The organism is Streptomyces sp. NPDC052496 (assembly GCF_040679095.1).
Lineage (GTDB): Bacteria > Actinomycetota > Actinomycetes > Streptomycetales > Streptomycetaceae > Streptomyces.
This window is the reverse complement of the sequence record NZ_JBFAUH010000009.1, coordinates 115862-139395: the sequence shown is the minus strand read 5'-3', so window position 1 is coordinate 139395 and position 23534 is coordinate 115862. Positions and strand designations below refer to the sequence as shown.

The window sequence follows — 23534 nt, the reverse complement described above, 5'->3', positions numbered from 1 at the left end:
ACAGCCCGGCGGCAAAGCAGCCGCTCATGATCGTACTGCACAAAATCCCCCGGCAGGGAACCCGGTAAACCTGGGGACGGCATCTCTTCCGATGCGGCCGAAATCCCGCGCGACGGGGGCGAGGCGCAGCCGGCGGAATTGAGAATTCCGAATTCGGAATTCCGTCTGCCGGCGGGCCGGAGAATTTACCGTCCGTTCACAGAATGGGCGCCGGCGCGGGTCAGGGTTCCGGTGGCCAGCCAGCACGCCGGGAGCGGCGCCACCGTGCGTCCGTGTCCGATGCGCGGGTCGTCGCCCGCGTGCACCTCGGTCTGCCAGCCGTGGCCGCCCGTCCAGGACGCGAGGTCGTCGCGGGCGGAGAGCCAGGAGGCGCCCTGCTCCTCGACCCGCTCGCGCACGGGCCTGCCCTCCTCCGTCAGCATGGCCGCCTTGAGGTGCTCCAGCATGAGCCGGCTCCCGGGGGCGGACAGCTCGGTCAGGCCGGCCAGGATGGCGTCCCCGGCGTCCTGCGTCAGATACATCAAGAGGCCCTCGATCAGCCAGGCCGTAGGCTGCTCCGGGTCGAAACCCGCAGCTCGCAGCGGTGACTGCCAGTCTCCCCGCAGGTCCGCCGCGACCCCGTGGCGCTCGCACGTGAGGGGCAGGCCGGACCGTTCGACCAGGGCGTCCTTGAAGGCCGTCATCTCCGGCAGCTCCACCTCGAACCAGCGGGTGCCGGCCGGCAGGTCCAGCCTGACGGTGCGTCCGTCCACCCCCGCGGCCAGCGTGACGACCTGGCGGATCCCGCCGCGCGTCGCGGCGAGCACCGCGTCGTCGAAGAAGCGCGTACGCACCGCGAAGTAGGCCGGGAAGCCGCGTGCGCTGGTGTGGGTCTGCTGGATCACTTCGGCCACGTCCGCCAGGACGGGGTCCTCCGCCAGGGCCGTGAGCATCGTGGCGGCGAGCGGATCCCGGAACAAAGCATCCGGACGATCACTTTCCAGTTGCCGCATCCACGCGACAAAGAGCGCGGTCTGCCCGACTCCGACCGAGGGCGTCTTCAACTCGACCATAAATTTCTCCCCAAGAAGAGTTCAACTCGATACAAAGAGGCGAGTTCACGGCAGAGGGAACCAGCGCCTGAAACGCCCGTGGAAGCGGCTCGATTTTCTTCGGCGGATGGGACTCGAAAGAGAGCGAAGACAGTTTGTGCCCGTACGCTGCGCCTATCAACTGCGCACAAGCCGACTTGTCCGGGCTGTGCACTGATGGAATTCTGCGGGATTCTGCGGCTGCGATGGTAGCGTGCTCCGCGTCATCTTCAACTTTATTCCACGGAGCAGGCCCCCACTGAAGGATGTGTGCATGCTCGACACCCTGGACCGTGCCCTGATCCACGCGCTGCACATCGACGGCCGCGCGCCCTTCAGCCAGATCGCCGTCGCTCTCGACGTCTCCCCCCAGACCGTCGCCCGCCGCTACCGCCGGCTGCGGGACGAGGCATCCCTACGTGTCGTCGGGCTCGCGGACCCGCACCGGGCCGGGCGGACCCAGTGGCTCGTCAGACTCACCGCAGCGGCCGGCTCCGCGCAGGACCTCGCGCACGCCCTGGCCCGCCGGCCGGACACCTCGTGGGTCAAACTCACCTCCGGCGGCACCGAGATCGTGGCGGTCATCCACACCCCCACCGACGATGTCGCGGGCAACTCCCTGCTGCTGCGCGACATCCCGCGTACCAGCAACATCACCGCCGTGTCCGCCCACTGCCTGCTGCACATGTACCTCGGAGGCCCCACCAACTGGCGCCGCAGCGCCGACACCCTCAGCGAGGAACAGCAGCGGATCCTGAGAGCACCCGAGGCAGCCGACAGCGCGTACGTCCCGGTGCCCCGCCGGCTGACCGACGCCGACGCGGACCTGCTGGTCGCACTGCAGAAGGACGGGCGCGCCAGCCACGCGGAACTCGCCCAGGCCACCGGCTGGTCGCCGGTCACCGTCGCGCGCCGCCTGGCCGATCTGCAGGCGGGCGAGGCCGTGTTCTTCGACGTCGAGGTCGACACCGGGCTGTTCGGCGCCAACACCAGGGCGCTGCTGTGGATGTCGGTCAGCCCCGCCCATCTGGAACACGTGGCGACGACCCTGGCGGGCCACGACGAGCTCGCCTTCGTCGCCGCGACCACCGGCCCCACCAACCTGGTGGCCCAGGCGCTCTGCAGAGACCCGGCCGATCTGCACCATTACCTGGCCCGCCGGCTCGGCTCCCTCGACGCGATCCACACCCTGGAAACCAGCCCGGTCCTGCAGAACGTCAAGGCGGCGAGCCCGATGATCACGCGTCCGGACCGCGGCCGCCGGCCGGCGCCGCCCCTGCGCGCACGGCCGTGAGGACCGAGGGCCGTACACACGACGATGCGGCGGCCGCGCGGCCGCCGCATCGTTCGCCCCGAGAGGCGGCCCGGTCAGGGCTGCGCCGCCTCGGCAGCGTTCTTCGCCGTCATCAGCCTGGCGGAACCGAAGCTCACCACCACCAGCGCGACGGCGACCCAGAACGCGACCTGGACCGCGTGCAGGGAAGCCGAAGCGCCGCCGGGCGTCGCGCTGTTGAGGTAGACGCTGCCCAGGACGGCGACCCCGAGCGTGGCGCCCAGCTGCTGCACGGCGTTCAGCAGCCCGGCGGCCGACCCGATCTCCTGGGGCCGCAGCGGCTGCAGGGCGATGGTGAAGAAGGCGGGCCCGAAGAGGCCGACGCCCAGGCCGATGACGCCCAGCGCGAGCAGCAGCGGCTTGGGATAGGCCGTGGGCTCGGCCGCGTGGTACACGGCGATGGCGGCCAGCGCCCCGACCAGGAGCACGCCGAGACCGATGGACATGGTGCGGTGCCCGTAGCGCCGGACCAGGTGCGCACCGGCCAGCCACGACGCGACGGCCAGGCCGACCGACCACGGAGCGAGCGTCAGCCCCGCGGCGAGCACATCGGTGCCCAGCCCCAGCTGGAGCTGGAGCACGATGACCATCATCAGGCCGTTCGTCACCGCGAAGAACGCCGCCGACGTCACCAAGGCGGCCGGGAAGCTGCGGTGCGCGAACAGGCTCGGCTCCACCAGCGGGCTACGGCCGCCGGCGCCCGCACGGCGCTGGTGCAGCGCGAACCCGGCCATCACCAGCAGACCGGCCACGATGGCGGCCCAGCTCCACCCGGACAGCGCGGCGATGTCGCCGCCGATGAGCGGGTAGACGATGAGCCCGACACCGACCATGGCCAGGAGGGTGCCGGTCACGTCCAGGGTGGGCCGCTGCGGAGCCCGGTTCTCCAGCATCTTGGGGGCGATGGCCAGCACGATCACCGACACCGGCACATTGACCAGGAAGGCCGCCCGCCACGACGAGCCGAACAGGTCGGCGTGGGTCAGGACCCCGCCGAGCACCGGACCGCAGACGGCGGCCAGCCCCATCACCGGGCCGATGCTGCCCAGCGCCTTGGACATCTCGTCACCGGCGAACATCGTCTTGATCAGGCCGATGGTCTGGGGAATGATCACGGCCGCCGCGGCGCCCTGGACCACCCGGAAGGCGATCAGCAGACCCACCGAGGGCGCCAGGGCGCAGGCCGCCGAGGCGAGCATGAAGCCGGTGACACCGATGACGAACACCCGCCGCCGGCCGGCGATGTCACCCAGCCGGCCACCGGTGATCAGCAGCACCGCGAACGGGAGGGTGTAGGCCGTGGTGAACCACTGGATGTCGGACACCGACCCGCCCAGATCGTTGTGGATCGCCGGCGCGGCGACCTGCACGATCGTCGCGTCCAGCAGGTTCATGGCCTCACCGAGCAGCAGGGCGGTGAGCGCCAGCCACCGCCATCGGTACGCCGCTGTGGGAGTCGGCGCGAGCACACGCTCAGCAGTCATCGGAGTTCCTCTCCAGCATCGTCGACACGTCGGCCCGGTCCGCCGGGAAGGGGGCGCCGGGCTCGACCACCGTCAGCGTGGAGGCCCGGGCCGGACGGGCTCCAGCCAGAGCGCGGAGATGGAGGATTCCTTCCGTCGAGGGCTTCCGCGGTCGCGATTTCTCACGCGCCGGCCCGCTGCGCGCACCCGCCCGGCGGCGCCGCCGGGGCGAAGACGAGATCGGCTTACGGTGTGCGCTTCCTTCAGCCGGCCGCCTGGGATGGAAGAAATGCTCCAGTACGCCGCCCTGGCTGGAGGCGGCGGGGGAACTGCTCCACGCTGGGATCCCTTGGTCACCGCACGTGAACCAGGGCCTCATATCCCTACGTTCTTCCTGTTCAGGAGGGGTGCATGGCTGCCCTGCCCGCTACCCAGAGAGAAGTCCGCCTCGTGGCCAGGCCCGACGGGCTGCCCCGGCTGGAGCACTTCGCCGTCGTCGAGACGCCGCCGGCTTCACCGGGGGACGGCGAAGTGCTGGTCCGCAACCGGTTCTTCCAGGTCTTCGCCACGCTGCGGCTGCTGATCTCGGGCGTCACCCAGGACACGCCGTTCCCCGTGCTCAGCCCCGGCGACACCCTGCTCGGGTCGGCGGTCGGCGAGGTCGTCCGGGCCCCGGACGGCGGCCCGCTGCGGCCGGGCGACCTGGTCGCGCACGGGCTGGGCTGGCGCGAGTACGCCGTCGTCCCCGCGGACGGGTGCACCCCGCTGGACCCCGAAGCGCTTCCCGACCCGATCGCCCACCTCCAGCGGGGCTGGACGGCCTACGCGGCACTGACCCGAGGCGTCGAACTCCGCCCCGGCGACACGGTGTTCGTCTCGGCGGGCGGCAGCGGAATCGGCGCGATGGCCGGGGTGATCGCCAAACGGCTGGGTGCCGGCCGGGTCATCGCCAGCACCAGCTCCCAGGAGAAGGCCGACCGCCTCGTGGCCGAACTCGGCTACGACGAGGCCGTCGTGCGCGGCGCCGGGCCGCTCGGCGAACAGCTGGCCAAGGCGGCACCGGACGGGATCGACGTCTTCTTCGACAACGTCGGGGGCGAACAGCTCCAGGCCGCCGTGGAAGCAGCCCGCCCGGGCGCCCGGTTCGTACTGATCGGTGCCCTGTCCGGCCAGCTCAGCGAGCACGGCACCGGTACGTCGGCGCCCGTCCAGCTGGACTCCATGCCGCTCATCCGCAAGCGGATCGAGATACGGGGCTTCAGCTCGGACGACGTCGACGGCGGGGCGGAGTGGACCGAGACGTTCGGCGCCTGGCTCCGGGCGGGCGAGAACGTCTTCCCGCACGCCCGGATCAAGGGCATCGAGCAGGCCCCGCGGGCACTGCTGGAGGTGATCGAAGGGCGGCACGTGGGTGCCGTCATCGTCGAGCTGTAGCTCGGCGCCGTACGTGAGCGACCCCGGTGCCGAACCGTAGCTCGGCACCGTCCGTGAGCAACTCCGGTGAGTCGGGCGGCGGTCCGCCTCCGCCCGACAGGCCCACCTCCCCGCACGCGCCGAGAAGGAGCCCCCGTGCCGCGAGCCACCGCGCAAGTCCTCGACCTTCCCCTCGATGTCCGCCCCGACCCCGACGACCTGATACAGGCCGCCATGGAATGGCACTTCCACCCCGATACGGGATCCCGGTTCTGGCTGGAGCGGGCCGAGGACCTGCCCTTCGACCCCCGCAGCGACATCCGCACCCACGAAGACCTCAGACTCTTCCCCGACGTGACGGCCGCACTGCGCGACGTCCGCGCCGAGGACCTGATCCCGCGGGGCTACGGCCGGCACCCCGACGTCGTCGGGGTGTTCGAGAGCGGCGGGACCACGGGAGCGCCCAAGCGGGTCGTCCTGCTCCAGGACTGGCTGCGGCGCATGCTCCACTGGAGCAACGCCAACCTCGACGCCCACGGCTTCCCCGGCGGCGCCGACTGGCTCGGGCTCGTACCGACGGGCCCGCACATCGTGGGCGAGTACTTCCGCAGGTCCGCGACCAGCCACGGGCGCCGCGGCCACACCATCGACCTCGACCCCCGCTGGGTGAAGAAACTGATCTCCGCCGGCCGGGGCGCCGACGCCGACGCCTACGCCGAACACCTCGTCGACCAGGCCGCGCTGGTGCTGCGTACCCAGGACATCGGCGTCCTGACGATCACGCCCCCACTGCTGGAGCGGCTCGCCCGGCGGGACGACCTGGCCGAGCTGGTCGACGAGAAGGTCCGGGCCATCCGCTGGGGCGGCACCCAGCTGGATCCCGACTCCCGCCACCTCTACAAGACCGAGGTCTTCCCCCGGACGGTCCTGTGCGGCAACTACGGGAGCACCATGATCCTCGGGTTCGCCGGCGAGCGCCCGGGCCTGCCGGAAGAGTCCGGCTGCGTCTTCGACCCCTACAGCCCGTACGTGACGTTCTCGGTCGTCGACCCGGAGACGCTGCGGCCGGTCGCGTACGGCGAACGGGGCCGCGTCCTGGTCCACCACGTCAGCAAGTCGTTCTTCCTGCCCAACAACCTGGAGCGGGACGTGGCGACCCGGACCGAGCCGCCGGCCGGTTCCGTCGGCGACGCGGTGGCGGACATCGCCCCGGTCGCGACCTACGAGAACGAGGCCGTGATCGAGGGGGTCTACTGATGGCGGAGCCGAGCGCCGGCGTCGTACAGCTCGACGCCCTGGGAGCGCGGGGCCCGTACCGGGCCCGTAACCGCACGCCCGTCCTCGACGTCGCGGGCCAGGAGATCGCCGCGCTGAGCCTGGTCCCCTCCCTGTTCGTCGAGCGCACGATGAAGGCCCTGCGCCGGGCCGCCGCGCCCGCGTTCGACGACCGGATCCGGATGATCGGCCGGGCCGGCGAGCTGTTCGCGGCTGCGACGCTGGGGGACCGGTCGCCGGGGGAGTACGCGTACCAGGTCAGCCGGGCCGGCGGCACACCGGTCTCCGTGGTGCGGGCCACCACCCGCGCCATCGCGGACCGGTTGCAGAACATCAGCACCGGCCTGGAGCACGCCCGGCCGGCCGGCTCGGTCACGCGCTGGGACGACCCGCTGACCCGCACCGGCCGCGCGGTGTGGACCCGGCGCGGGAACGTCTTCGCCGTGCACGCGGCCGGCAACCACCCCGGCCCGCACAGCCTCTGGCCGGAAGCGCTCGCCCTGGGCTTCCGCGTCGCGGTCCGGCCCTCCCGGCGTGAACCGTTCACCCCGCACCGGCTGGTCACCGCCCTGCGCGAGGCCGGCTTCGGCGACGACCAGGTGGCCCTGCTGCCGACCGACCACGCCACCGCGGACACCCTGCTGCGCAGCTCCGACCTCGGGCTGGTCTACGGAGGTGCGGACGTGGTGCGCAAGTACGCCGCGGACCCGTCCGTCCTCCCGCAGGGGCCGGGCCGTTCGAAGATCCTGCTGACCGAGGAGATGGACTGGCGGGACCACTTCGAGACCGTCGTCGACTCCGTGAGCGGCCACGGCGGCACCGGCTGCGTCAACACCACCGCCGTCTTCGTCGAGGGCGACCCGGCCCCGCTGTGCGAGGCGCTGGCCGAACGTCTCTCGGCGCTGCCCAGCCTGGCACCGGAGGACCCCGGGGCGGTCCTGCCCGTACAGCCCGCGGCCACCGCCAAGGCCCTGGAGGCGTACCTGCTGGACAAGGCAGCCGGCACCGTACCGTGGCTCGGCGGCGACGGCATCGCCGACCGGCTGGGTGACGGCAGCGCCGTACTGCGGCCCGCCGTCCACCAGCTCGACCGGCCCGACGCGCCGCAGGCCTCGGTCGAACTGCCCTTCCCCTGCGTGTGGGTCGCCCCGTGGACGCGTGCGGCAGGCCTCGCCCCGCTGCGCGACAGCCTCGTTCTGACCGTGCTGACCCACGACACCCGGCTCGTCGACGAGCTGCTGGAGGAGCCGTCGATCAGTAACGTGTACGTGGGGGACCACCCGACGTTCTGGATGCGCCCCGGCATGCCGCACGACGGCTTCCTCGCCGAGTTCCTGATGCGCTGCAAGTCGGTGGTCAGAGACTGAGGCGTGTCCTCCGTGGCGGCGGCGCCCGCCGCCACACCCGAGGGGAGAGGTCTGCTCCTCCCCCCGTCCGCCGGGCTGCCGGGCCCGGATTCCGACCGAGCCGAGCACCGACGTGTGCGGGGTGGCCACCGGCGGCGTGCCGCGCCCTGCCACGCGGTGCGTGAAGGATGGTGTGCGTATGCTCGATGACCTGGACCGCGCCTTGATCCACGCGCTGCACATCGACGGACGTGCCTCTTTCACACAGCTGGCCGACGTCCTGGAGGTGTCCCCGCAGACGGTCTCTCGGCGCTACGACCGGCTGCGCGAGCACGCCGCACTCCGGGTCGTCGGGCTGCCCGACCCCCGCCTGACGGGCCAGGAACAGTGGCTGCTGCGCCTGACCGTGGCTCCGGAGACGGCCCTGGACCTCGCCCACGCCCTGGTCCGGCGTCCGGACACCTCGTGGGTCTACCTCACCGGCGGCGGCACCGAGATCGTCGCGGTGCTCCAGACCCCGCTGGGCACGGCGCACGGCCACTCCCTGCTCCTGCACGAACTCCCGCCCAGCATCGGGCTCACCGCCGTCTCCGCCCACCACCTGCTGCACACCTACCTCGGCTGGCGCACCCCGTGGCGGATGAGCGCCAACGCGCTCACCCCCCGGCAGCAGCGCCGGCTGGGCGGAGCGCGGACCACCGGGCGCGGCGAGTCCCCGGCCGCGGACCGGTACCGGCAGGTACGGCTCACCCCGGCGGACCACGCCCTCATGGACGCCCTGCGGCGGGACGGCCGGACCAGCGTCGGCGACCTCGCCGCCACCACCGGCTGGTCGCCGGCGACGGTGTCGCGCCGGCTGGAGAACCTCGGCGAGGAGGGCGTGATCTTCTTCGACGTGGAGCTCGATCCCACGCTCCTGGGCGGCAACACCAAGGTCCTGTTATGGATGGCGGTCGCTCCGGCCCATCTCGACGAGGTGGCCACCACCTTGGCCCGGCACGGCGAACTCGCTCTCGTGGCCCACACCACCGGCCCCACCAACCTCGTGGCTCACGCACTGTGCCAGGACACCGCGGCCCTGTACCACTACCTCACCCACGGCCTGGGCGCGGTCAAGGCCATCCGCACCCTGGAGACGGCCCCGGTCCTGCGGACCCTCAAAGCGGTGGGAACGATCGCGTCCGCACCGCAGCCGCCCCGCCACGGATGACACGGCGCGCCGGGCGCCCCGACGGGACCGGCGCGCACCATGCGCCCTGGCGCACCACGCACAGCCCCCGCTTCAGGAAGCCGGTGCGGCGCCGGGCCCGGGGGAGGCGTCGATACGCCGCTGCTGCGCCGCGGTGAGGGCGCGGACGACGAAGGTGCCGGCCAGCGCCGCGCCGGCCACGGCCGCGTCGGCGGCCAGGAGCAGGGGTACGTCCCTGTAAGCCCGTTCGACGACGCTGTCCGTGATGCCCGTGTACATCATGCCCACCCCGCTCAGCATCCCGGCGAGCCACAGGCCCCACCACCAGTTCACCGCGCGCGGCAGGCGCTCTCCCGGGGCGCTCGCGCGGTGCACGTCGGCGACGATCCCGCGGGGCACCCACAGGTTCGCGACGGGCACGATCCAGCCCGCGTAGACCCACGCCGAGGCGTGACGCGGCGGCCGCCCGGAGAGGACGCGGGCGTTGTCCCGGACACGCCACAGCCAGACCAGGAAAGCGACCGCGCCAAGGACCGTGGCCGCGTCACCCAGGGCGCTGACGAGGTGGTAGGCATCCTCCAGCGCGGTCAGCGGACGGTGCCGGCCGTCGCCCTGGTCAGGCGGCCCGGCGACCGGCATCCCGGCGGCGGCGAGCCGGACCTGCCACCCGGCCCGGGCCACCCAGGCGAGGCCGGCGAGGGCGAGGGCGGCCCCGGCACAGCGCGCCGCCGCACGGACCGGACGCAGGGAGGACGGCGCTGGAAAGAGCGTTCATCCGGTCATTCTTTCCACACGGGGCCGCGTACGCCGAACACGGCCGGGACACCGGACCCACCGGCCGGCCGCGCCCCTCACACCACGCTCTCCCGCCACGCCTGGTGCAGTTCCGCGAAGCGCCCGCGGCCCGCGATCAGTTCGGCGGGGCTGCCGTCCTCGACGATGCGGCCCGCGGACATCACCAGCACCCGGTCGGCCGTCTCGACCGTGGACAGCCGGTGGGCGATCACCACCGCCGTACGGCCGCGCAGGACCGTATCCATGGCGCGCTGGACCGCGCGTTCGCCGGGGATGTCGAGGGAGCTGGTGGCCTCGTCGAGGATCAGTACCGCCGGGTCGGCGAGCAGGGCACGCGCGAAGGCGACGAGCTGGCGCTGGCCGGCGGAGATCCGGCCGCCGCGCTTGCGTACGTCGGTGTCGTACCCGTCGGGCAGGGCCGCGATGAAGTCGTGCGCGCCGATGGCCCGCGCGGCCTGTTCGATCTCCTCGCGGGTGGCGTCGGGGCGGCCGATGGCGATGTTCTCGGCGACCGTGCCGGAGAACAGGAACGCCTCCTGGGTGACCATGACCACCGAGCGGCGCAGGCCGGTGGTGGACAGGTCGCGCAGGTCCACGCCGTCGACGCGGACCCGGCCGGAGCTGGGGTCGTAGAACCGGGCCAGCAGCTTGGCCAGTGTGGACTTGCCGGCCCCCGTGGAGCCGACCACGGCGACCGTACGGCCGGCGGCGAGGGTGAGGTCGAAGCGCGGCAGCACCTCGCCGCCGGTGCGGTAGGCGAACCGGACCCCCTCGAAGGTGACCTCACGGCCCGGCAGGGAACCGGGCCGCTCCGGCAGCGGCCGCGGATCGGCGGGCTCCGGGACACCCGGCCGCCGGCCGAGCAGCCCGGCGATCTTCTCCAGGGAAGCGGCGGCGGCCTGGTAGGAGTTGAGGAACATCCCGAGGCGGTCGATCGGGTCGTACAGACGCCGCAGGTAGAGCACCGCGGCCGCCAGGACACCCAGCGCCAGGCTGCCCGCGGCCACCCGGTACGCGCCCCACAGGACCAGCGCGGCCACCGCGACGTTGGCCACCAGGCGCGAGGAGACGACATACCGGGCCATCTCCAGTATCGCGTCGCCGTTGGTGCGCTCGTGGTGGCTGTTCAGCCGGGCGAACGCCGCGTCGTTGGGACGCTCGCGCCGGAACGCCTGCACCGGCCGGATGCCGTTGAGGGTCTCGGTGAACTTCACGATGACGGCGGCCATCGCCGACGACTTCACGCTGTAGACCCGCTGCGAACGGCGCTGGAAGGAGCGTACGAGCAGGTAGAGCGGACCGGCGGTGGCCACGGCGGCGGCGCCCAGGCCCCAGTCGAGGTAGAGCAGCGTCGCCGTGATGCAGACCGTGGCCAGGACGATGGAGATCAGCTCTTGGAGGCCCTCGTTGAGCAGCTCGCGCAGCGCCTCCACGTCGGTGGTCGCGCGGGAGATCAGCCGGCCCGACGTGTAGCGCTCGTGGAAGTCCAGGCTCAGTGCCTGGCCGTGCCGGAAGATCCGGCCCCGCAGGTCGAGCAGGACGTCCTGGCTGATCCGTGCGGAGAGCCGGACGAAGACGTACTGGAGTCCACCGCCCGCCGACGCGCACAGCAGGTAGGCCGCCGCCACGGCGATCAACGGGCCGTGCGAGCCCGCCCGCAGGGCCGGGACGGCGTGGTCGATGGCGAAGGCGACCAGCAGCGGTCCGGCCTGTACGGCGGCCTGCTGGAGCAGCAGGAGGACGGCCGCCGCCCAGGCGGCACGGGTGTGCGGGCGCAGCAGCGAGCCCAGCAGGCGGCGGGAGGCGCCCTTGGCGGTGGGCAGGATGTCCTGTTCGAAGGCCTCGGAGGCGTCGGAGGTGGTGGCGGGGCCGGCCGGGGGAGAGGAGGGCGGGCGGGGCGTGCTGTCGCCGTCGGGCGCGTCACCCGTGGCCGTACCGGTGTCCGTGCTCGTCGTCATCGCACGCTCTCCCCTTCGCGTCGGACCGCGCCCCCGTCGTCCACGGCGCCGGACATCAGTGCCGCGTACTCGGCGTTCTCCCGCAGCAGTTGGTGGTGGGTGCCGACCGCCGCTATCCGGCCGCCGGACAGCAGCGCCACCCGGTCGGCGAGCAGGACCGTGGACGGGCGGTGGGCGACGACCAAGGCGGTGGTGGTGGCCAGTACCTGCCGCAGCGCCGCCTCGACCAGCGCCTCCGTCTGCACGTCCAGCGCCGACAGCGGATCGTCCAGGACCAGGAAGCGGGGCCGGCCGACCACCGCGCGGGCCAGCGCGAGCCGCTGCCGCTGCCCGCCGGACAGGCTCAGCCCCTGCTCGCCGACCTCGGTGTCGCGGCCCTGCGGGAGCGCGTCCACGAACCCGTCGGCCTGGGCGACGCGCAGCGCCCGCTGGAGGTCCTCGGGACCGGCGTCCTCCCCGCCCATCAGGACGTTCTCCGCGGCGGTCGCGGAGAACAGGGTCGGCTCCTCGAAGGCCACCGCGACCCGGGAGCGCAGCTCGTCGCGGGTCAGCGCCGTGATGTCCGTACCGTCGAGGGTGATACGGCCGCCGGTCACCTCGTGGAGCCGGGGGACGAGCGCGGTGAGCGTGGTCTTGCCGCTGCCCGTCGCCCCGACCAGGGCCAGCGTCTCACCGGGACGGATGTGCAGGTCGACGCCCTGGAGGGTGGGCGGGGCGCCGGCGGGGGCGTCCGGATAGCGGAAGGTGACGTCGTGGAAGGCGAGGCCCGTGGCCGTTCGGTCGGCTCCGGAGGCGGGCCCGGAGGCTGGACCGTTCACGTGCCCGTTCGCTCGTCCGTCCGCGTGTCCTTCCGGATGCCCGTCCGCTCGTCCGGCCGCCTCTTCGCGGCGTGCCGCCTTCCGCGCGTCCTCCAGGTCCGCCACCGGCTCGTCCAGGACCTCGAAGTACCGGTCGGTGGCCGCGGCCGCGTCGTTGCTCATCGCGAGCAGGAAGCCGATCGACTCCACCGGCCACATCAGGGCCAGCGCCGTGGACAGGAACGCGACGAGGGTGCCGGCCGAGAGCTCCCCGTCCGCCACCTGGACCGTACCGAGCACCAGCGCCGCGCCGAGGGCCAGCTCCGGCAGCGCCATGATGAAGGCCCACAGGGCGGCCAGCAGCCGCGCCTTGTGCAGCTCGGTCGCCCGCAGCCGGGCGGTCAGCTCCCGGAAGGCGCGGGCCTGACTGCGGTGCCGGCCGAACCCCTTGATGATCCGGATGCCGAGGACCGACTCCTCCACGACCGTGGTCACGTCGCCGACCTGGTCCTGGGCCCGCCGCGCGGCCACCGCGTACTTCGCCTCGAAGACCGAGCACAGCACGATCAGCGGCACGACGGGCGCCAGCAGCACCAGCCCCAGCGACCACTGCTGCACCAGCAGGATCACGCAGCCCACCACGATCGTGGTGGCGTTGACGATGAGGAACGTCAGCGGGAAGGCCAGGAACAGACGCAGCAGTTGCAGGTCCGTGGTGCCCCGGGACAGCAGCTGGCCGGAGGCCCAGCGGTCGTGGAAGGCGACCGGCAGCCGCTGCACATGGCGGTACAGGCTCTCGCGCATGGTGGCCTCGACGCGCGCCAGCGGCCGCGCCACCAGCCAGCGCCGCAGCCCGAACAGGCCCGCCTCCGCGAGGCCCAGCAGGAGCAGGTACCCGCCGCCCCGCCAGACCCCGCCGGGATCCCGGCCGGCGACCGGCCCGTCCACGAGCCACTTGAGGACCAGGGGGATGACCAGCCCGATGCAGGACGCGAGCACCGCCACGAACGCCGCCGTGAACAGCCGCGCCCGCACCGGCCGTACGAACGGCCACAGGCGCAGCAGGGAGCGCACGGCGGAGCGCCGGGCCGCCGGACGCCGCCCGCCGGCGGGGGCACGGTCGGATCTGTCGGGCTGCTGCGGACTCGTCACCTTCGCTGTATCGGCCATCAGCACCGAGCGTACGGCTCGCCACTGACATCACTCACCGGGTTTTCGCCGCGGCGCGAGCGGCAGTTGGGGGAACCGGGACGTCAGGCCGGCACCACGCGCAGCAGCAGCACCGACCGCTCCGGGACGGTGAGCCGGGCGCCGGCGCGCAGCGTGGTCCCGGGCGGCGCGTCCTGCTCCTCCCGGGAGGTGTCGACGACCAGGCTGTACGCGTCGGCCCAGGGCGGTCCAGGGAGGGTGAAGGCGGCCGGGCGGTGGCCGGTGTGCAGGACGGCGAGGAAGCTGTCGTCGGTGATCCGGCGGCCCTCGGGGTCGCGCTGCGGGATGTCGGTGCCGGAGAGGTACATGCCGAGCGTGGCGGTGGGCGCGTACCAGTCCTGTTCGGTCATCTCCGTGCCGCGGGGGGTGAACCAGGCCAGGTCGCGCAGGCCGTCCGGGCGCTGGGGCCGGCCGGAGAAGAACGCGCGGCGGCGCAGTACGGGATGGTCGCGGCGCAGCGCCATCAGCCGGGACGCGAGGGTGGCGAGGGCCCGCCACCCGGGGTCGCCGAGAAGCGACCAGTCGACCCAACTGGTCGCGTTGTCCTGGCAGTACGCGTTGTTGTTGCCGCCTTGCGTACGGCCCATCTCGTCGCCCGCGACCAGCATCGGCACCCCGGTGGACAGCAGCAGGGTGGTGAGCATGTTGCGCAGCTGGCGGCGGCGCAGCGCCCGTACGGCAGGGTCGTCGGTCTCCCCCTCTGTGCCGCAGTTCCAGGAGCGGTTGCCGTCCGTGCCGTCCCGGTTGCCCTCGCCGTTGGCGGCGTTGTGCTTGTGCTCGTACGAGACCAGGTCGCGCAGGGTGAAACCGTCGTGTGAGGTGATGAAGTTGACCGAGGCGTACGGGCGGCGGCCGCCCCAGGCGTACAGGTCGCTCGACCCGGAGAGGCGGTAGCCGAGGTCGCGCACGTCGGGGTGCGCGCCGCGCCAGAAGTCGCGCACGGTGTCGCGGTAGCGGTCGTTCCACTCCGTCCACAGCGGCGGGAAGGCGCCGACCTGATAGCCGCCGGAGCCCACGTCCCAGGGCTCGGCGATCAGCTTGACCCGGCGCAGCACCGGGTCCTGGGCGATCACCGCGAGGAACGGCGAGAGCATGTCCACGTCGTGCATCGAACGGGCCAGCGCCGCCGCGAGGTCGAAGCGGAAGCCGTCCACGCCCATCTCGGTGACCCAGTAGCGCAGCGAATCGGTGATCAGGCGCAGCACGTTGGGCTGGACGACGTGCAGGGTGTTGCCGCAGCCCGTGTAATCGGCGTAGCGGCGGCTGCCGTCCGCCAGCCGGTAGTAGCCGCGGTTGTCGATGCCCCGGAAGGACAGGGTGGGGCCCAGCTCGCTCGCCTCGGCGGTGTGGTTGTAGACCACGTCCAGGACCACCTCGATCCCGGCGTCGTGCAGGGCCCGCACCATCCGCTTGAACTCGCCGACCTGCTGGCCGCGCGTCCCGGAGGCGGCATAGGCGGCGTGCGGCGCGAAGTAGCCGATGGAGTTGTAGCCCCAGTAGTTGCGCAGGCCGCGGCGGAGCAGGTGGTCCTCGTGGGCGAACTGGTGCACCGGCATCAGCTCGACGGCGGTCACCCCGAGGCGGGTCAGGTGGGATATCGCGGCCGGGTGCGCCAGGCCGGCGTACGTGCCGCGCAGCTCCTCGGGGATGTCCGGGTGGAGCATGGTGAAGCCGCGGACGTGCAGTTCGTACAGGACGGTGTCGGCCCAGGGCGTCTTGGGCCGCCGGTCGTCCATCCACTCGTCGCCGCCCTCCTCCGGGTCCGCGTCGGCGACGACGACGCCCTTGGGGACGTACGGGGCCGAGTCGCGGTCGTCGCGCACGGTGTCGGCGACGTGCTGCTGCGGCCAGTCGCGGACGTGCCCGTACACCTGGGCGGGCAGGGTGAACTCGCCGTCCACGGCGCGTGCGTACGGGTCCAGGAGCAGCTTGGCCGGGTTCCAGCGGGCGCCGGTCCACGGATCCCAGCGGCCGTGCACCCGGTAGCCGTAGCGCCGGCCGGGCCGTACGCCGGGCAGGAAGCCGTGCCAGATCTCGTGCGTCAGCTCGGTCAGCGGGTGGCGGGTCTCGCGGTCCTCGTCGTCGAAGAGGCACACCTCGACGGCCTCGGCGCCGCCCGCCCACAGGGCGAAGTTGGTGCCCGCCACGCCGTCGGGGCCCGTACGGTAGCGGGCCCCGAGAGGCTGCGGGCTGCCGGGGTGCACCGGCGCGGGGGGCGGGGCGCCCCGGCCCGCCGTGTCCGCCGTGCCTTCCGTGCTCGCCGTGTCCGCCGCCTCCTGCGCGTCCTCAGGGTCCGGCGCGGCGGCGGGGCCGGGCGGCCGGGCCGGGGGCACGCGGACCCGGTGGCCGTTGACGGGCGCGGTGCCGTGCCCGGGCTCCGTGCCGTCCCCGCCCCGCACGTCCCGTACCGACTCCTGCTCGGGTGCGCTCGACACAGGCCAGCCTCCCGCGGCTCATGGCTCGGTCGGACGGGGCGGCGCGGCGTCCCGGCCGCGCACCGGCCCGTCCTCCCCTGTGTTCTTCCCGCAACGGGCCGTCGCCTCACGTTTCCTCGGTGCCGGGGGCCTCGTTGGTCTGTCCGTGACCTATCGCGGCGTGACATATCAGGACATGGAGCGGCGGACCCTCGTACGGCGGACCTCCGGACGGGCCGCCTCCGGAGCGGCACCTTCCGAGCGGCGGCCCCCGGCCGGAAGCCGTCCGGTACGGCCGCCCCGCCGGGGCAGGGGGCCGGCCTCCATGACGGCCGCCACCGTCGCCGTCCTCACGGCCGTCGTGGCGCTGGCCGGCTGCGGGCTCCCCGAGGCGGTGTCCGGGGGCAAGCCGCGGTCCCCGAAGGAGGCGATCCTGGTGGCCCCGGAGGACGGCGCGAAGAACGTACGGGAAGGCGACCGCATCACCGTACGGGTGCCGGACGGGCGACTGGAACGGGTCGCGGTCAGCCGCATCGAGGACGACGGCACCACGCCGGTGCCGGGCCGGATCGCCGCGGACGGCCTGAGCTGGCGCCCGTCCGGGACGGCCCGCCTCGCGCCGGCCGCCCGGTACACGGTGGACGCGGTCGCGCTGGACGGGCACGGCCGCCGCACCGCCCGCCACACCACCTTCACCACGTACGTGCCACCGCACCGCCTCGTCGGCTTCTTCACGCCGGAGCACGGCGCCACCGTCGGCACCGGCATGATCGTCTCGCTGGAGTTCAACCGGCCGGTCACCGACCGGGCGGCCGTCGAGCGCGCCGTCTCGGTCACCGCCCGGCCCGCCACCGAGGTCGCCGCCCACTGGTTCGGCGCCCGCCGGCTGGACTTCCGGCCGCGCACCCGCTGGCGGCCCGGGACGCGGGTGACCATGGACCTGCGGCTGCGCGGCGTGCGGGCGGCCCCCGGAGTGCTCGGTACGCAGCGCAAGCAGGTCCGGTTCAGGATCGGCCGGGATCAGACCAGCCGGGTTGACGCGGCGGCGCACACGATGACGGTGTGGCGCGGCGGCCGGCGGCTGGCCACGCTCCCGGTGACCGCCGGCAGCCTCACCAGCCCCACGTACAACGGCAGGATGGTGATCCTGGAGCGGCACCCGGTGACCCGCATGGACGGCGACACGGTGGGCTTCGGCGGCGAGTACGACATCCCGGACGTGCCGCACGCGCTGCGCCTGACCACGTCGGGAACGTTCCTGCACGGCAATTACTGGGCGCCCGCGCGGACCTTCGGCGGCGCCAACACGAGCCACGGCTGCATCGGACTGCGGGACACCCAGGGCGGCGGCCCGGACACCCCGGCCGGCTGGTTCTACGACCGGTCGCTGGTCGGGGACGTCGTGGAGGTCGTGAACTCCCGGGACCGGACGGTCGCGCCCGACAACGGCCTCGGTGGCTGGAACATGCCGTGGCGGGTGTGGCGGGCGGGCTCCGCGCTGCGGTGAGGGGCACGGCGCGGCCACGACTTTTCCGGCCGACTTCGGGGCGAACCGGACTCCCTTCCGTGCGATTCCGCCCCACGCATATCACTTGAGGCCGAACGGTGACATCACCGGGTGAAGCCACTGTCAGTGGGGTGTGGTTATCTATCGGCTGAGCGTGCGTGGGTAGACATGCGCGTACGGGGGCTTGCGGGCCGGGCGAGGGAACAAAGGGGCCAGTCGTGAACGTGCAGCAGGGGCAGCCGGTGCCGGGGGAGCGGCGAGCGAGGCCGCCGAGGAGCGGCGGGGTGCTCGCGCTGCTGCTGTCGGCACTGCTGATACTGGTCACCGCCTGCGGAGGCGGGGGCGACGACAAGAAGGGCGGCGGGACCGACCCGGACAAGCAGCCGTCGCAGGCCGGCGTGACGATCACGCCCGAGGACGGCGCCAAGGACGTGGCCACCGACGGCGCGCTGAAGGTCAGCTCCTCGCGGGGCCGGCTGACGTCGGTCAAGGTCCAGGACGACAAGGGCAACCAGGTCCCGGGCAAGCTGACCGGCGGTACGGTCTGGCAGCCCACCGGCAAGCTCCGCGCCGCCACGACGTACAAGGTCGACGCCGTCGCGGTCGACGACCAGCTGCGCGAGTCCGCCCGGCACGCCACGTTCACCACCCTGGTCCCGAAGAACACCTTCGTCGGCCGCTACACCCCGGAGGACGGCCAGACCGTCGGCGTCGGGATGCCGGTCTCCATCAACTTCACCCGGGGGATAACCGACCCGGAGAGCGTCCAGAAGGGCATCAAGGTCACGGCCGAGCCCTCGGTGCCGATCGCGGGCCACTGGTTCGGCAACGACCGCCTGGACTTCCGCCCCGAGACGTACTGGAAGCCCGGCACGAAGGTCACGCTCGACATCGACCTCAAGGGCGTCGAGGGACGGCCGGGCGTCTACGGCACGCAGACCAAGCACATATCCTTCACGATCGGCCGCAGCCAGGTCAGCACGGTCGACGTGAAGACGAAGGAGATGTCCGTCGTCCGCGACGGCAAGAAGATCAAGACGATCCCGGTCACCGCGGGCGGCCCGGGCACCGAGACGTACAACGGCCAGATGGTAATCAGCGAGAAGCACGAGGTCACCAGGATGAACGGGGAGACCGTCGGCTTCGGCGGCGAGTACGACATCGCCGACGTGCCGCATGCCATGCGGCTGTCCACCTCCGGCACGTTCATCCACGGCAACTACTGGTCCGGCCGGTCGACGTTCGGCTCCCGCAACGCCAGCCACGGCTGCATAGGCCTCTTCGACCAGCGCGGCGGCGGCGACAGCTCCACCCCGGCCGCCTGGTTCTACGCCAACTCGCTGATCGGCGACGTGGTCACGGTCAAGAACTCCCACGACAGGACGATCGCGCCCGAGAACGGTCTGAACGTGTGGAACATGTCCTGGGAGAAGTGGCGGTCCGGCCGGTAGGCGCGGTCCGCCGCCGACGCCCGGGTCCGTTGACCGAAGGGCGCCGGTCCCTGCCGCGTTAACGCGGACTAACCTGCCCTCATGACTGTGAACTTCGAGGTCGCCGAGGGCGTCGGCACCATCCGCCTGGACCGCCCGCCGATGAACGCACTGGACGTCGCCACCCAGGACCGGCTGCGCGAGCTGGCCGAGGAGGCCACCCGCCGCGACGACGTGCGCGCCGTCGTCATCTGGGGCGGCGAGAAGGTGTTCGCGGCCGGCGCGGACATCAAGGAGATGCAGAACATGGACCACGCGGCCATGGTCGCGCGCTCCAAGGCCCTGCAGGACTCCTTCACCGCCGTGGCGCGGATCCCCAAGCCCGTGGTCGCCGCCGTCACCGGGTACGCGCTCGGCGGCGGCTGCGAGCTGGCGCTGTGCGCCGACTTCCGGATCGCCGCCGACAACGCCAAGCTGGGCCAGCCGGAGATCCTGCTCGGCCTGATCCCGGGCGCCGGCGGCACCCAGCGGCTGGCCCGGCTCGTCGGCCCGTCCAAGGCCAAGGACCTGATCTTCACGGGCCGCCAGGTCCGCGCCGACGAGGCGCTGACGATCGGGTTGGTGGACCGGGTGGTGCCCGCCGCCGAGGTCTACGAGCAGGCGCACGCCTGGGCGGCCCGGCTCGCGGCCGGCCCCGCCATCGCGCTGCGGGCCGCCAAGGAAGCGGTCGACGCGGGCCTGGAGACCGACATCGACACCGGGCTGACGATCGAACGCACCTGGTTCGCGGGCCTCTTCGCCACCGAGGACCGGGAGACCGGCATGCGGAGCTTTGTGGAGGAAGGGCCGGGTAAGGCCACGTTCCGCTGAGGCGGGAGTGGTTGGCGGGATCCCTGAGGTACGGCTGACGTCCGGTGCCTCGTGCGGGGGAATCGCGTACATCGGCGGTACACCCCGGAGTGAACCCCTCCGCAGCGCCCGTTCATCGGGTAGGCGCATGAGATCACCGCAGGTCAGCATGGATTCAGCCGGGTATACCCTGCCGTAGGCATATGCCGCGGCAGGGTGCCGGAACCGGGCGTTCCGGGCAGGGCATTCCCTCCGTTCCGCCCCCGTGACCCCGCGGTAACAGCCATGATGGGGGGCATGGCGGGCCTCGAAGGAACGGAGCAGCCGCGGCCGCGGAGCGGCACGGCCGCCGCACGCTGGGGACTTTCCGGAGGTCTCCCCGGTGCGGGCGCGGAGCGTGGCCCGTGCGAGGGTGAGCCCGCCGCCAGGGTGCTGGGGCTGGTGGGCGACCCCACACTGGACGAGATCCGGCTGCCCTCCCGCCCCGAATCCGCCTTCACCGCCCGTCGGCTGACCCAGTCCGTGCTCCTCAAACGGTGGCACGTCACCCCGCAACTGACCGAGCACGCCGTCCTGTTGGTGTCCGAACTGGTCGGCAACGCGGTCCGGCACACCGGCGCGCGCACCTTCGGGCTGCGGATGCTGCGGCGCCGTGGCTGGATCCGTATGGAGGTCCGCGACCCGTCCCGCGGTCTGCCCTGCCTGATGCCGGTCCATGAGCTGGACGTCAGCGGCCGCGGCCTCTTCCTCGTCGACAAGCTCTCCGACCGCTGGGGCGTGGACCTGCTGCCGCGCGGCAAGACGACCTGGTTCGAGATGCGGGTCATCGACCGCTGAGCGGCCGGAAACGCGACTGGGGCCTGCCCGCGCCGTACGCGGGTGAGGCCCCAGTGTCGACCGCCTGCGGGCGAAAGGGGTGTACCCGCGGGGTCTGGACGACCTTGGCCCGGGTCAATGGGGGGTCGCTGGAACCGACTATGGCAGGCCGGTCGCGACCTTGCCAAAGCGGCATTTGCGGACAGAAGACGTCGAACGTTGACCAAACGTCACGCGATCCAAGGTGAGCTACGACACCAGCCTTGCATTTAGTGGTTAGGTAATCGATTCCCTCCATGGTTATGCGATCAAGAACGTGGACTATGCAGGTAACCGGGTGGCGGGGAGTGCCGGTCGGCAGCGGGACACCGGGCCCGCGGTCCGTAGGATGGGCGACTCCGGACGGCCCGCACCCGGCGGGCCCGGCAGAGGGAGACGGAAGGAGGACCGGGGCATGGCACGCGTACGCCGCTCGGCCGCCGCGACCCTGCTGCTCCTGCTCGCCGTCACCTTCGGGCCCCTGCTGTGCCGGGTGGGCGGCGTTCCGCCGGCGCCGGCGCTCCCGGCCGCCGCGGCGCAGACCGCCGCCGCGCAGACCGCCGTACAGGCGGCCGACGGCGCCACTGCCGGCCCGGTCACGCACCACGCCGTCGCCCAGGCGCCGAAGAAGTGCTCCGGGCAGCACGCTCCCAGCCAGAACGAGTCGGTCCCGGTCCCCACCCCGAACCGCGGCGAGCCACTGGCCCCCGCCGCCACCGCGCCCGCCCCGGTCACCGCCGCCGCACCCGCCTGCTGCGCACTCGCCCGCCCGCCCACCGGCACGGCGCCCGCCACCGATCACACCGCGCTCCTCCCTGTACTGCGGATTTAGGCCGCCGGCCCGTACGCACGGCTCGTCCTTCCTCCCACCCCGGTACGTCTGGAGCATCCCCATGCCCACTTCCTCGTCATCCGCCTCACCCACCCGCAAGATCGCCGCCATCGGCGCCGTCGTCGCCCTGGTGGTGGCGCTCGTCGCCATCGGTATCGCCGTCGGCAAGGCCGTCGAAGGCGGCTCGGACAGCGCCTCGAAGACCCCCGGCGCCGCCGCCTCCGTCTCTCCGCAGCAGGACGACGGCCAGCAGCAGCTGTACGACCAGCTCGCGCAGCAGACCAGCCGGCGTACGGACGGCGACCCGCTCGCCGTCGGCAAGAAGGACGCCCCGGTCGTCCTCGTCGAGTACGCGGACTACCAGTGCTCGTTCTGCGGGCGCTTCACCCGGGAGACCCAGCCCGAGCTGATCAAGAAGTTCGTGGACGACGGCACCCTGCGCATCGAGTTCCGCAACTTCACCATCTACGGCGCCGACTCCGAGCGGGCCGCCCGCGCCTCGTGGGCCGCCGGGCAGCAGGGCAAGTTCTGGCAGCTGCACGACGAGCTGTACGCCAAGACCAACAAGGGCAGCGCGCTGGCCGAGGACAAGCTCGTGGAGATGGCCCGCAAGGCCGGTGTCGAAGACCTCGACACGTTCCGCAGCGACCTGAACAGCCCCGCCGCCGCGGCCGCGCTGAAGAAGGACCAGAACGAGGGCTACGGGATCGGCGTGCAGTCCACGCCGTCCTTCCTGGTCAACGGCCGGCCCATCGCGGGCGCCCAGCCCACCGCCGTCTTCGAGCAGACGATCAGCCAGGCCGCCGAGCAGGCGAAGAAGGCCGGCAAGGCCGGGGGCGCGGCGCAGGGGCAGGGCTCCGGCACGACGCAGGGCCAGGGCTCCGGCAAGGCGGAGGAATCCGCGAAGTGATGGACATCGGCTACCTCGCCGCCTTCCTGGGCGGCGCCCTCGCCCTGCTCAGCCCGTGCAGCGCCCTGCTGCTGCCCGCCTTCTTCGCGTACTCCCTGTCCAGTCCGGGCCGGCTGCTGGCCCGTACCGGCGTGTTCTACCTGGGGCTGGCCACCACGCTGGTCCCGCTGGGCGCGGCCAGCACGGCCGCCAGCCGGCTCTTCAACGGCCACCGGGACCTGCTCGTCGCCATCGGCGGCTGGGTGGTGATCGCGATGGGCGTCGCCCAGATCCTCGGCCTCGGCTTCGCCTTCAGCCGCGCCCAGCAGGCAGCGGCCCGCATCACTCCGCGATCGGCCGTGTCCACGTTCCTGCTGGGCTGTGTGTACGGCCTGGCCGGGTTCTGCGCCGGGCCGATCCTGGGCGCGGTGCTGACGGTCACGGCGGTCAGCGGGTCGCCGGTATACGGCGCCTCCATGCTGGCCGTCTACGCGCTCGGCATGGCCCTGCCGCTGTTCGTGCTCGCACTGCTGTGGGACCGCTTCTCGCTGGGCAGCCGGGGCTGGCTGCGCGGCCGGGAGTTCCCCGTCGGGAAGCTGCGCCTGCACACCACCTCTCTGGTGTCCGGCCTGTTCTTCATCGGCATCGGCGTCCTGTTCCTCGCCTTCAACGGCACCAGCGCACTGCCCGGCATCCTGGACGCGGACGCCGAGGTCCGCGTCGAGGCGTGGGCCACCCGGGTCGGGAACGCCGTACCGGACTTCGTCCTCGTCGCCCTGGTCGCCCTCGTCGTCGCGGGTGTGCTGGGCCGTATCGCCCTGCGCCCGGAGAAGAAGCGGCAGGACTGAGCAGCCCCGGACCCGCACGCCGGCCGGGCCCCGCGCGCCCACCGGACTCCGCGCGCCTGCCG

At 72.8% G+C, this 23534-nt stretch carries 18 protein-coding genes; 12 read left to right on the top strand and 6 right to left on the bottom strand.

The window, feature by feature from the left end; genetic code table 11:
- Positions 1-185: 185 nt before the first annotated feature.
- Positions 186-1052 (bottom strand): SAM-dependent methyltransferase, encoded by an 867-nt coding sequence (locus tag AB0L45_RS14900; RefSeq protein WP_365839727.1) that lies wholly within the window; start codon positions 1050-1052, stop codon positions 186-188.
- 292 nt (positions 1053-1344) lie between these two features.
- Between AB0L45_RS14900 and AB0L45_RS14895 the strand changes: the two genes are divergently transcribed.
- Positions 1345-2364, top strand: coding sequence for an Lrp/AsnC family transcriptional regulator (locus AB0L45_RS14895; protein WP_365839725.1), 1020 nt, complete (start codon positions 1345-1347; stop codon positions 2362-2364).
- Positions 2365-2438: 74 nt separating this feature from the next.
- On the opposite strand, the gene AB0L45_RS14890 is transcribed toward AB0L45_RS14895, so the two are convergent.
- A complete protein-coding gene (locus AB0L45_RS14890; RefSeq protein WP_365839723.1) occupies positions 2439-3887 on the bottom strand; it encodes an MFS transporter in 1449 nt (482 codons plus the stop codon).
- 390 nt (positions 3888-4277) lie between these two features.
- Here AB0L45_RS14890 and AB0L45_RS14885 point away from each other — a divergent pair, with 390 nt between their 5' ends.
- The 4 genes from AB0L45_RS14885 (at position 4278) to AB0L45_RS14870 (ending at position 9110) form a co-directional block, all read left to right on the top strand.
- Complete coding sequence (locus AB0L45_RS14885; RefSeq protein WP_365839721.1) at positions 4278-5300, top strand: NADP-dependent oxidoreductase; 1023 nt, start codon at positions 4278-4280, stop codon at positions 5298-5300.
- 135 nt (positions 5301-5435) lie between these two features.
- Complete coding sequence (locus AB0L45_RS14880) at positions 5436-6536, top strand: phenazine antibiotic biosynthesis protein (protein ID WP_365839719.1); 1101 nt, start codon at positions 5436-5438, stop codon at positions 6534-6536.
- Entirely contained in the window at positions 6536-7921 is a 1386-nt protein-coding gene (locus AB0L45_RS14875) for an aldehyde dehydrogenase family protein (protein WP_365839717.1), read from the top strand. Before AB0L45_RS14880 ends, AB0L45_RS14875 begins: the two co-directional genes overlap by 1 nt.
- Before the next feature lie 178 nt (positions 7922-8099).
- Positions 8100-9110, top strand: a complete 1011-nt coding sequence (locus AB0L45_RS14870) for an AsnC family transcriptional regulator (protein ID WP_365839715.1) — start codon at positions 8100-8102, stop codon at positions 9108-9110.
- 72 nt (positions 9111-9182) lie between these two features.
- Here AB0L45_RS14870 and AB0L45_RS14865 read toward each other — a convergent pair whose 3' ends face one another.
- The 4 genes from AB0L45_RS14865 to glgX form a co-directional block, all read right to left on the bottom strand.
- Complete coding sequence (locus AB0L45_RS14865) at positions 9183-9770, bottom strand: DUF4328 domain-containing protein (RefSeq protein WP_365839713.1); 588 nt, start codon at positions 9768-9770, stop codon at positions 9183-9185.
- Positions 9771-9940: 170 nt separating this feature from the next.
- Positions 9941-11842, bottom strand: a complete 1902-nt coding sequence (locus AB0L45_RS14860; protein ID WP_365839711.1) for an ABC transporter ATP-binding protein — start codon at positions 11840-11842, stop codon at positions 9941-9943.
- Positions 11839-13809 carry an ABC transporter ATP-binding protein gene (locus AB0L45_RS14855; RefSeq protein ID WP_365839709.1) on the bottom strand — a complete coding sequence of 657 codons (1971 nt, stop codon included), beginning with the start codon at positions 13807-13809 and terminating at the stop codon, positions 11839-11841. Before AB0L45_RS14855 ends, AB0L45_RS14860 begins: the two co-directional genes overlap by 4 nt.
- A gap of 83 nt (positions 13810-13892) precedes the next feature.
- A complete protein-coding gene (gene glgX / locus AB0L45_RS14850; RefSeq protein ID WP_365839934.1) occupies positions 13893-16052 on the bottom strand; it encodes a glycogen debranching protein GlgX in 2160 nt (719 codons plus the stop codon).
- A gap of 535 nt (positions 16053-16587) precedes the next feature.
- On the opposite strand from glgX, the gene AB0L45_RS14845 reads away from it, so the two are divergent.
- From AB0L45_RS14845 to AB0L45_RS14815, 7 genes are all read left to right on the top strand, one after another.
- Positions 16588-17769 (top strand): Ig-like domain-containing protein, encoded by a 1182-nt coding sequence (locus tag AB0L45_RS14845; RefSeq protein WP_365839707.1) that lies wholly within the window; start codon positions 16588-16590, stop codon positions 17767-17769.
- Between the two features lie 224 nt (positions 17770-17993).
- Entirely contained in the window at positions 17994-19220 is a 1227-nt protein-coding gene (locus tag AB0L45_RS14840; RefSeq protein WP_365839932.1) for an Ig-like domain-containing protein, read from the top strand.
- Between the two features lie 81 nt (positions 19221-19301).
- Positions 19302-20069 carry an enoyl-CoA hydratase-related protein gene (locus tag AB0L45_RS14835; RefSeq protein ID WP_365839705.1) on the top strand — a complete coding sequence of 256 codons (768 nt, stop codon included), beginning with the start codon at positions 19302-19304 and terminating at the stop codon, positions 20067-20069.
- Positions 20070-20333: 264 nt separating this feature from the next.
- A complete protein-coding gene (locus AB0L45_RS14830) occupies positions 20334-20885 on the top strand; it encodes an ATP-binding protein (RefSeq protein WP_365839703.1) in 552 nt (183 codons plus the stop codon).
- A gap of 433 nt (positions 20886-21318) precedes the next feature.
- Positions 21319-21735: a hypothetical protein gene (locus tag AB0L45_RS14825; protein WP_365839701.1), complete on the top strand. Its 417-nt coding sequence runs from the start codon at positions 21319-21321 to the stop codon at positions 21733-21735.
- Between the two features lie 61 nt (positions 21736-21796).
- Entirely contained in the window at positions 21797-22645 is an 849-nt protein-coding gene (locus tag AB0L45_RS14820) for a DsbA family protein (protein WP_365839699.1), read from the top strand.
- Positions 22645-23472: a cytochrome c biogenesis CcdA family protein gene (locus tag AB0L45_RS14815; RefSeq protein WP_365839697.1), complete on the top strand. Its 828-nt coding sequence runs from the start codon at positions 22645-22647 to the stop codon at positions 23470-23472. The genes AB0L45_RS14820 and AB0L45_RS14815 overlap by 1 nt, the downstream gene beginning before the upstream one ends.
- Positions 23473-23534: the final 62 nt, after the last annotated feature.

Excerpts from the sequence above, each read along its gene's own strand:
- AB0L45_RS14890 (WP_365839723.1), bottom strand. The coding sequence starts at position 3,887 with ATGACTGCTGAGCGTGTGCTCGCGCCGACTCCCACAGCGGCGTACCGA.
- AB0L45_RS14830 (WP_365839703.1), top strand. The coding sequence starts at position 20,334 with ATGATGGGGGGCATGGCGGGCCTCGAAGGAACGGAGCAGCCGCGGCCG.
- AB0L45_RS14845 (WP_365839707.1), top strand. The coding sequence starts at position 16,588 with ATGACGGCCGCCACCGTCGCCGTCCTCACGGCCGTCGTGGCGCTGGCC.
- AB0L45_RS14885 (WP_365839721.1), top strand. The coding sequence starts at position 4,278 with ATGGCTGCCCTGCCCGCTACCCAGAGAGAAGTCCGCCTCGTGGCCAGG.
- AB0L45_RS14855 (WP_365839709.1), bottom strand. The coding sequence starts at position 13,809 with ATGGCCGATACAGCGAAGGTGACGAGTCCGCAGCAGCCCGACAGATCC.
- AB0L45_RS14870 (WP_365839715.1), top strand. The coding sequence starts at position 8,100 with ATGCTCGATGACCTGGACCGCGCCTTGATCCACGCGCTGCACATCGAC.
- AB0L45_RS14860 (WP_365839711.1), bottom strand. The coding sequence starts at position 11,842 with ATGACGACGAGCACGGACACCGGTACGGCCACGGGTGACGCGCCCGAC.
- AB0L45_RS14835 (WP_365839705.1), top strand. The coding sequence starts at position 19,302 with ATGACTGTGAACTTCGAGGTCGCCGAGGGCGTCGGCACCATCCGCCTG.
- AB0L45_RS14820 (WP_365839699.1), top strand. The coding sequence starts at position 21,797 with ATGCCCACTTCCTCGTCATCCGCCTCACCCACCCGCAAGATCGCCGCC.
- AB0L45_RS14825 (WP_365839701.1), top strand. The coding sequence starts at position 21,319 with ATGGCACGCGTACGCCGCTCGGCCGCCGCGACCCTGCTGCTCCTGCTC.
- AB0L45_RS14900 (WP_365839727.1), bottom strand. The coding sequence starts at position 1,052 with ATGGTCGAGTTGAAGACGCCCTCGGTCGGAGTCGGGCAGACCGCGCTC.
- AB0L45_RS14875 (WP_365839717.1), top strand. The coding sequence starts at position 6,536 with ATGGCGGAGCCGAGCGCCGGCGTCGTACAGCTCGACGCCCTGGGAGCG.
- AB0L45_RS14815 (WP_365839697.1), top strand. The coding sequence starts at position 22,645 with ATGGACATCGGCTACCTCGCCGCCTTCCTGGGCGGCGCCCTCGCCCTG.
- AB0L45_RS14895 (WP_365839725.1), top strand. The coding sequence starts at position 1,345 with ATGCTCGACACCCTGGACCGTGCCCTGATCCACGCGCTGCACATCGAC.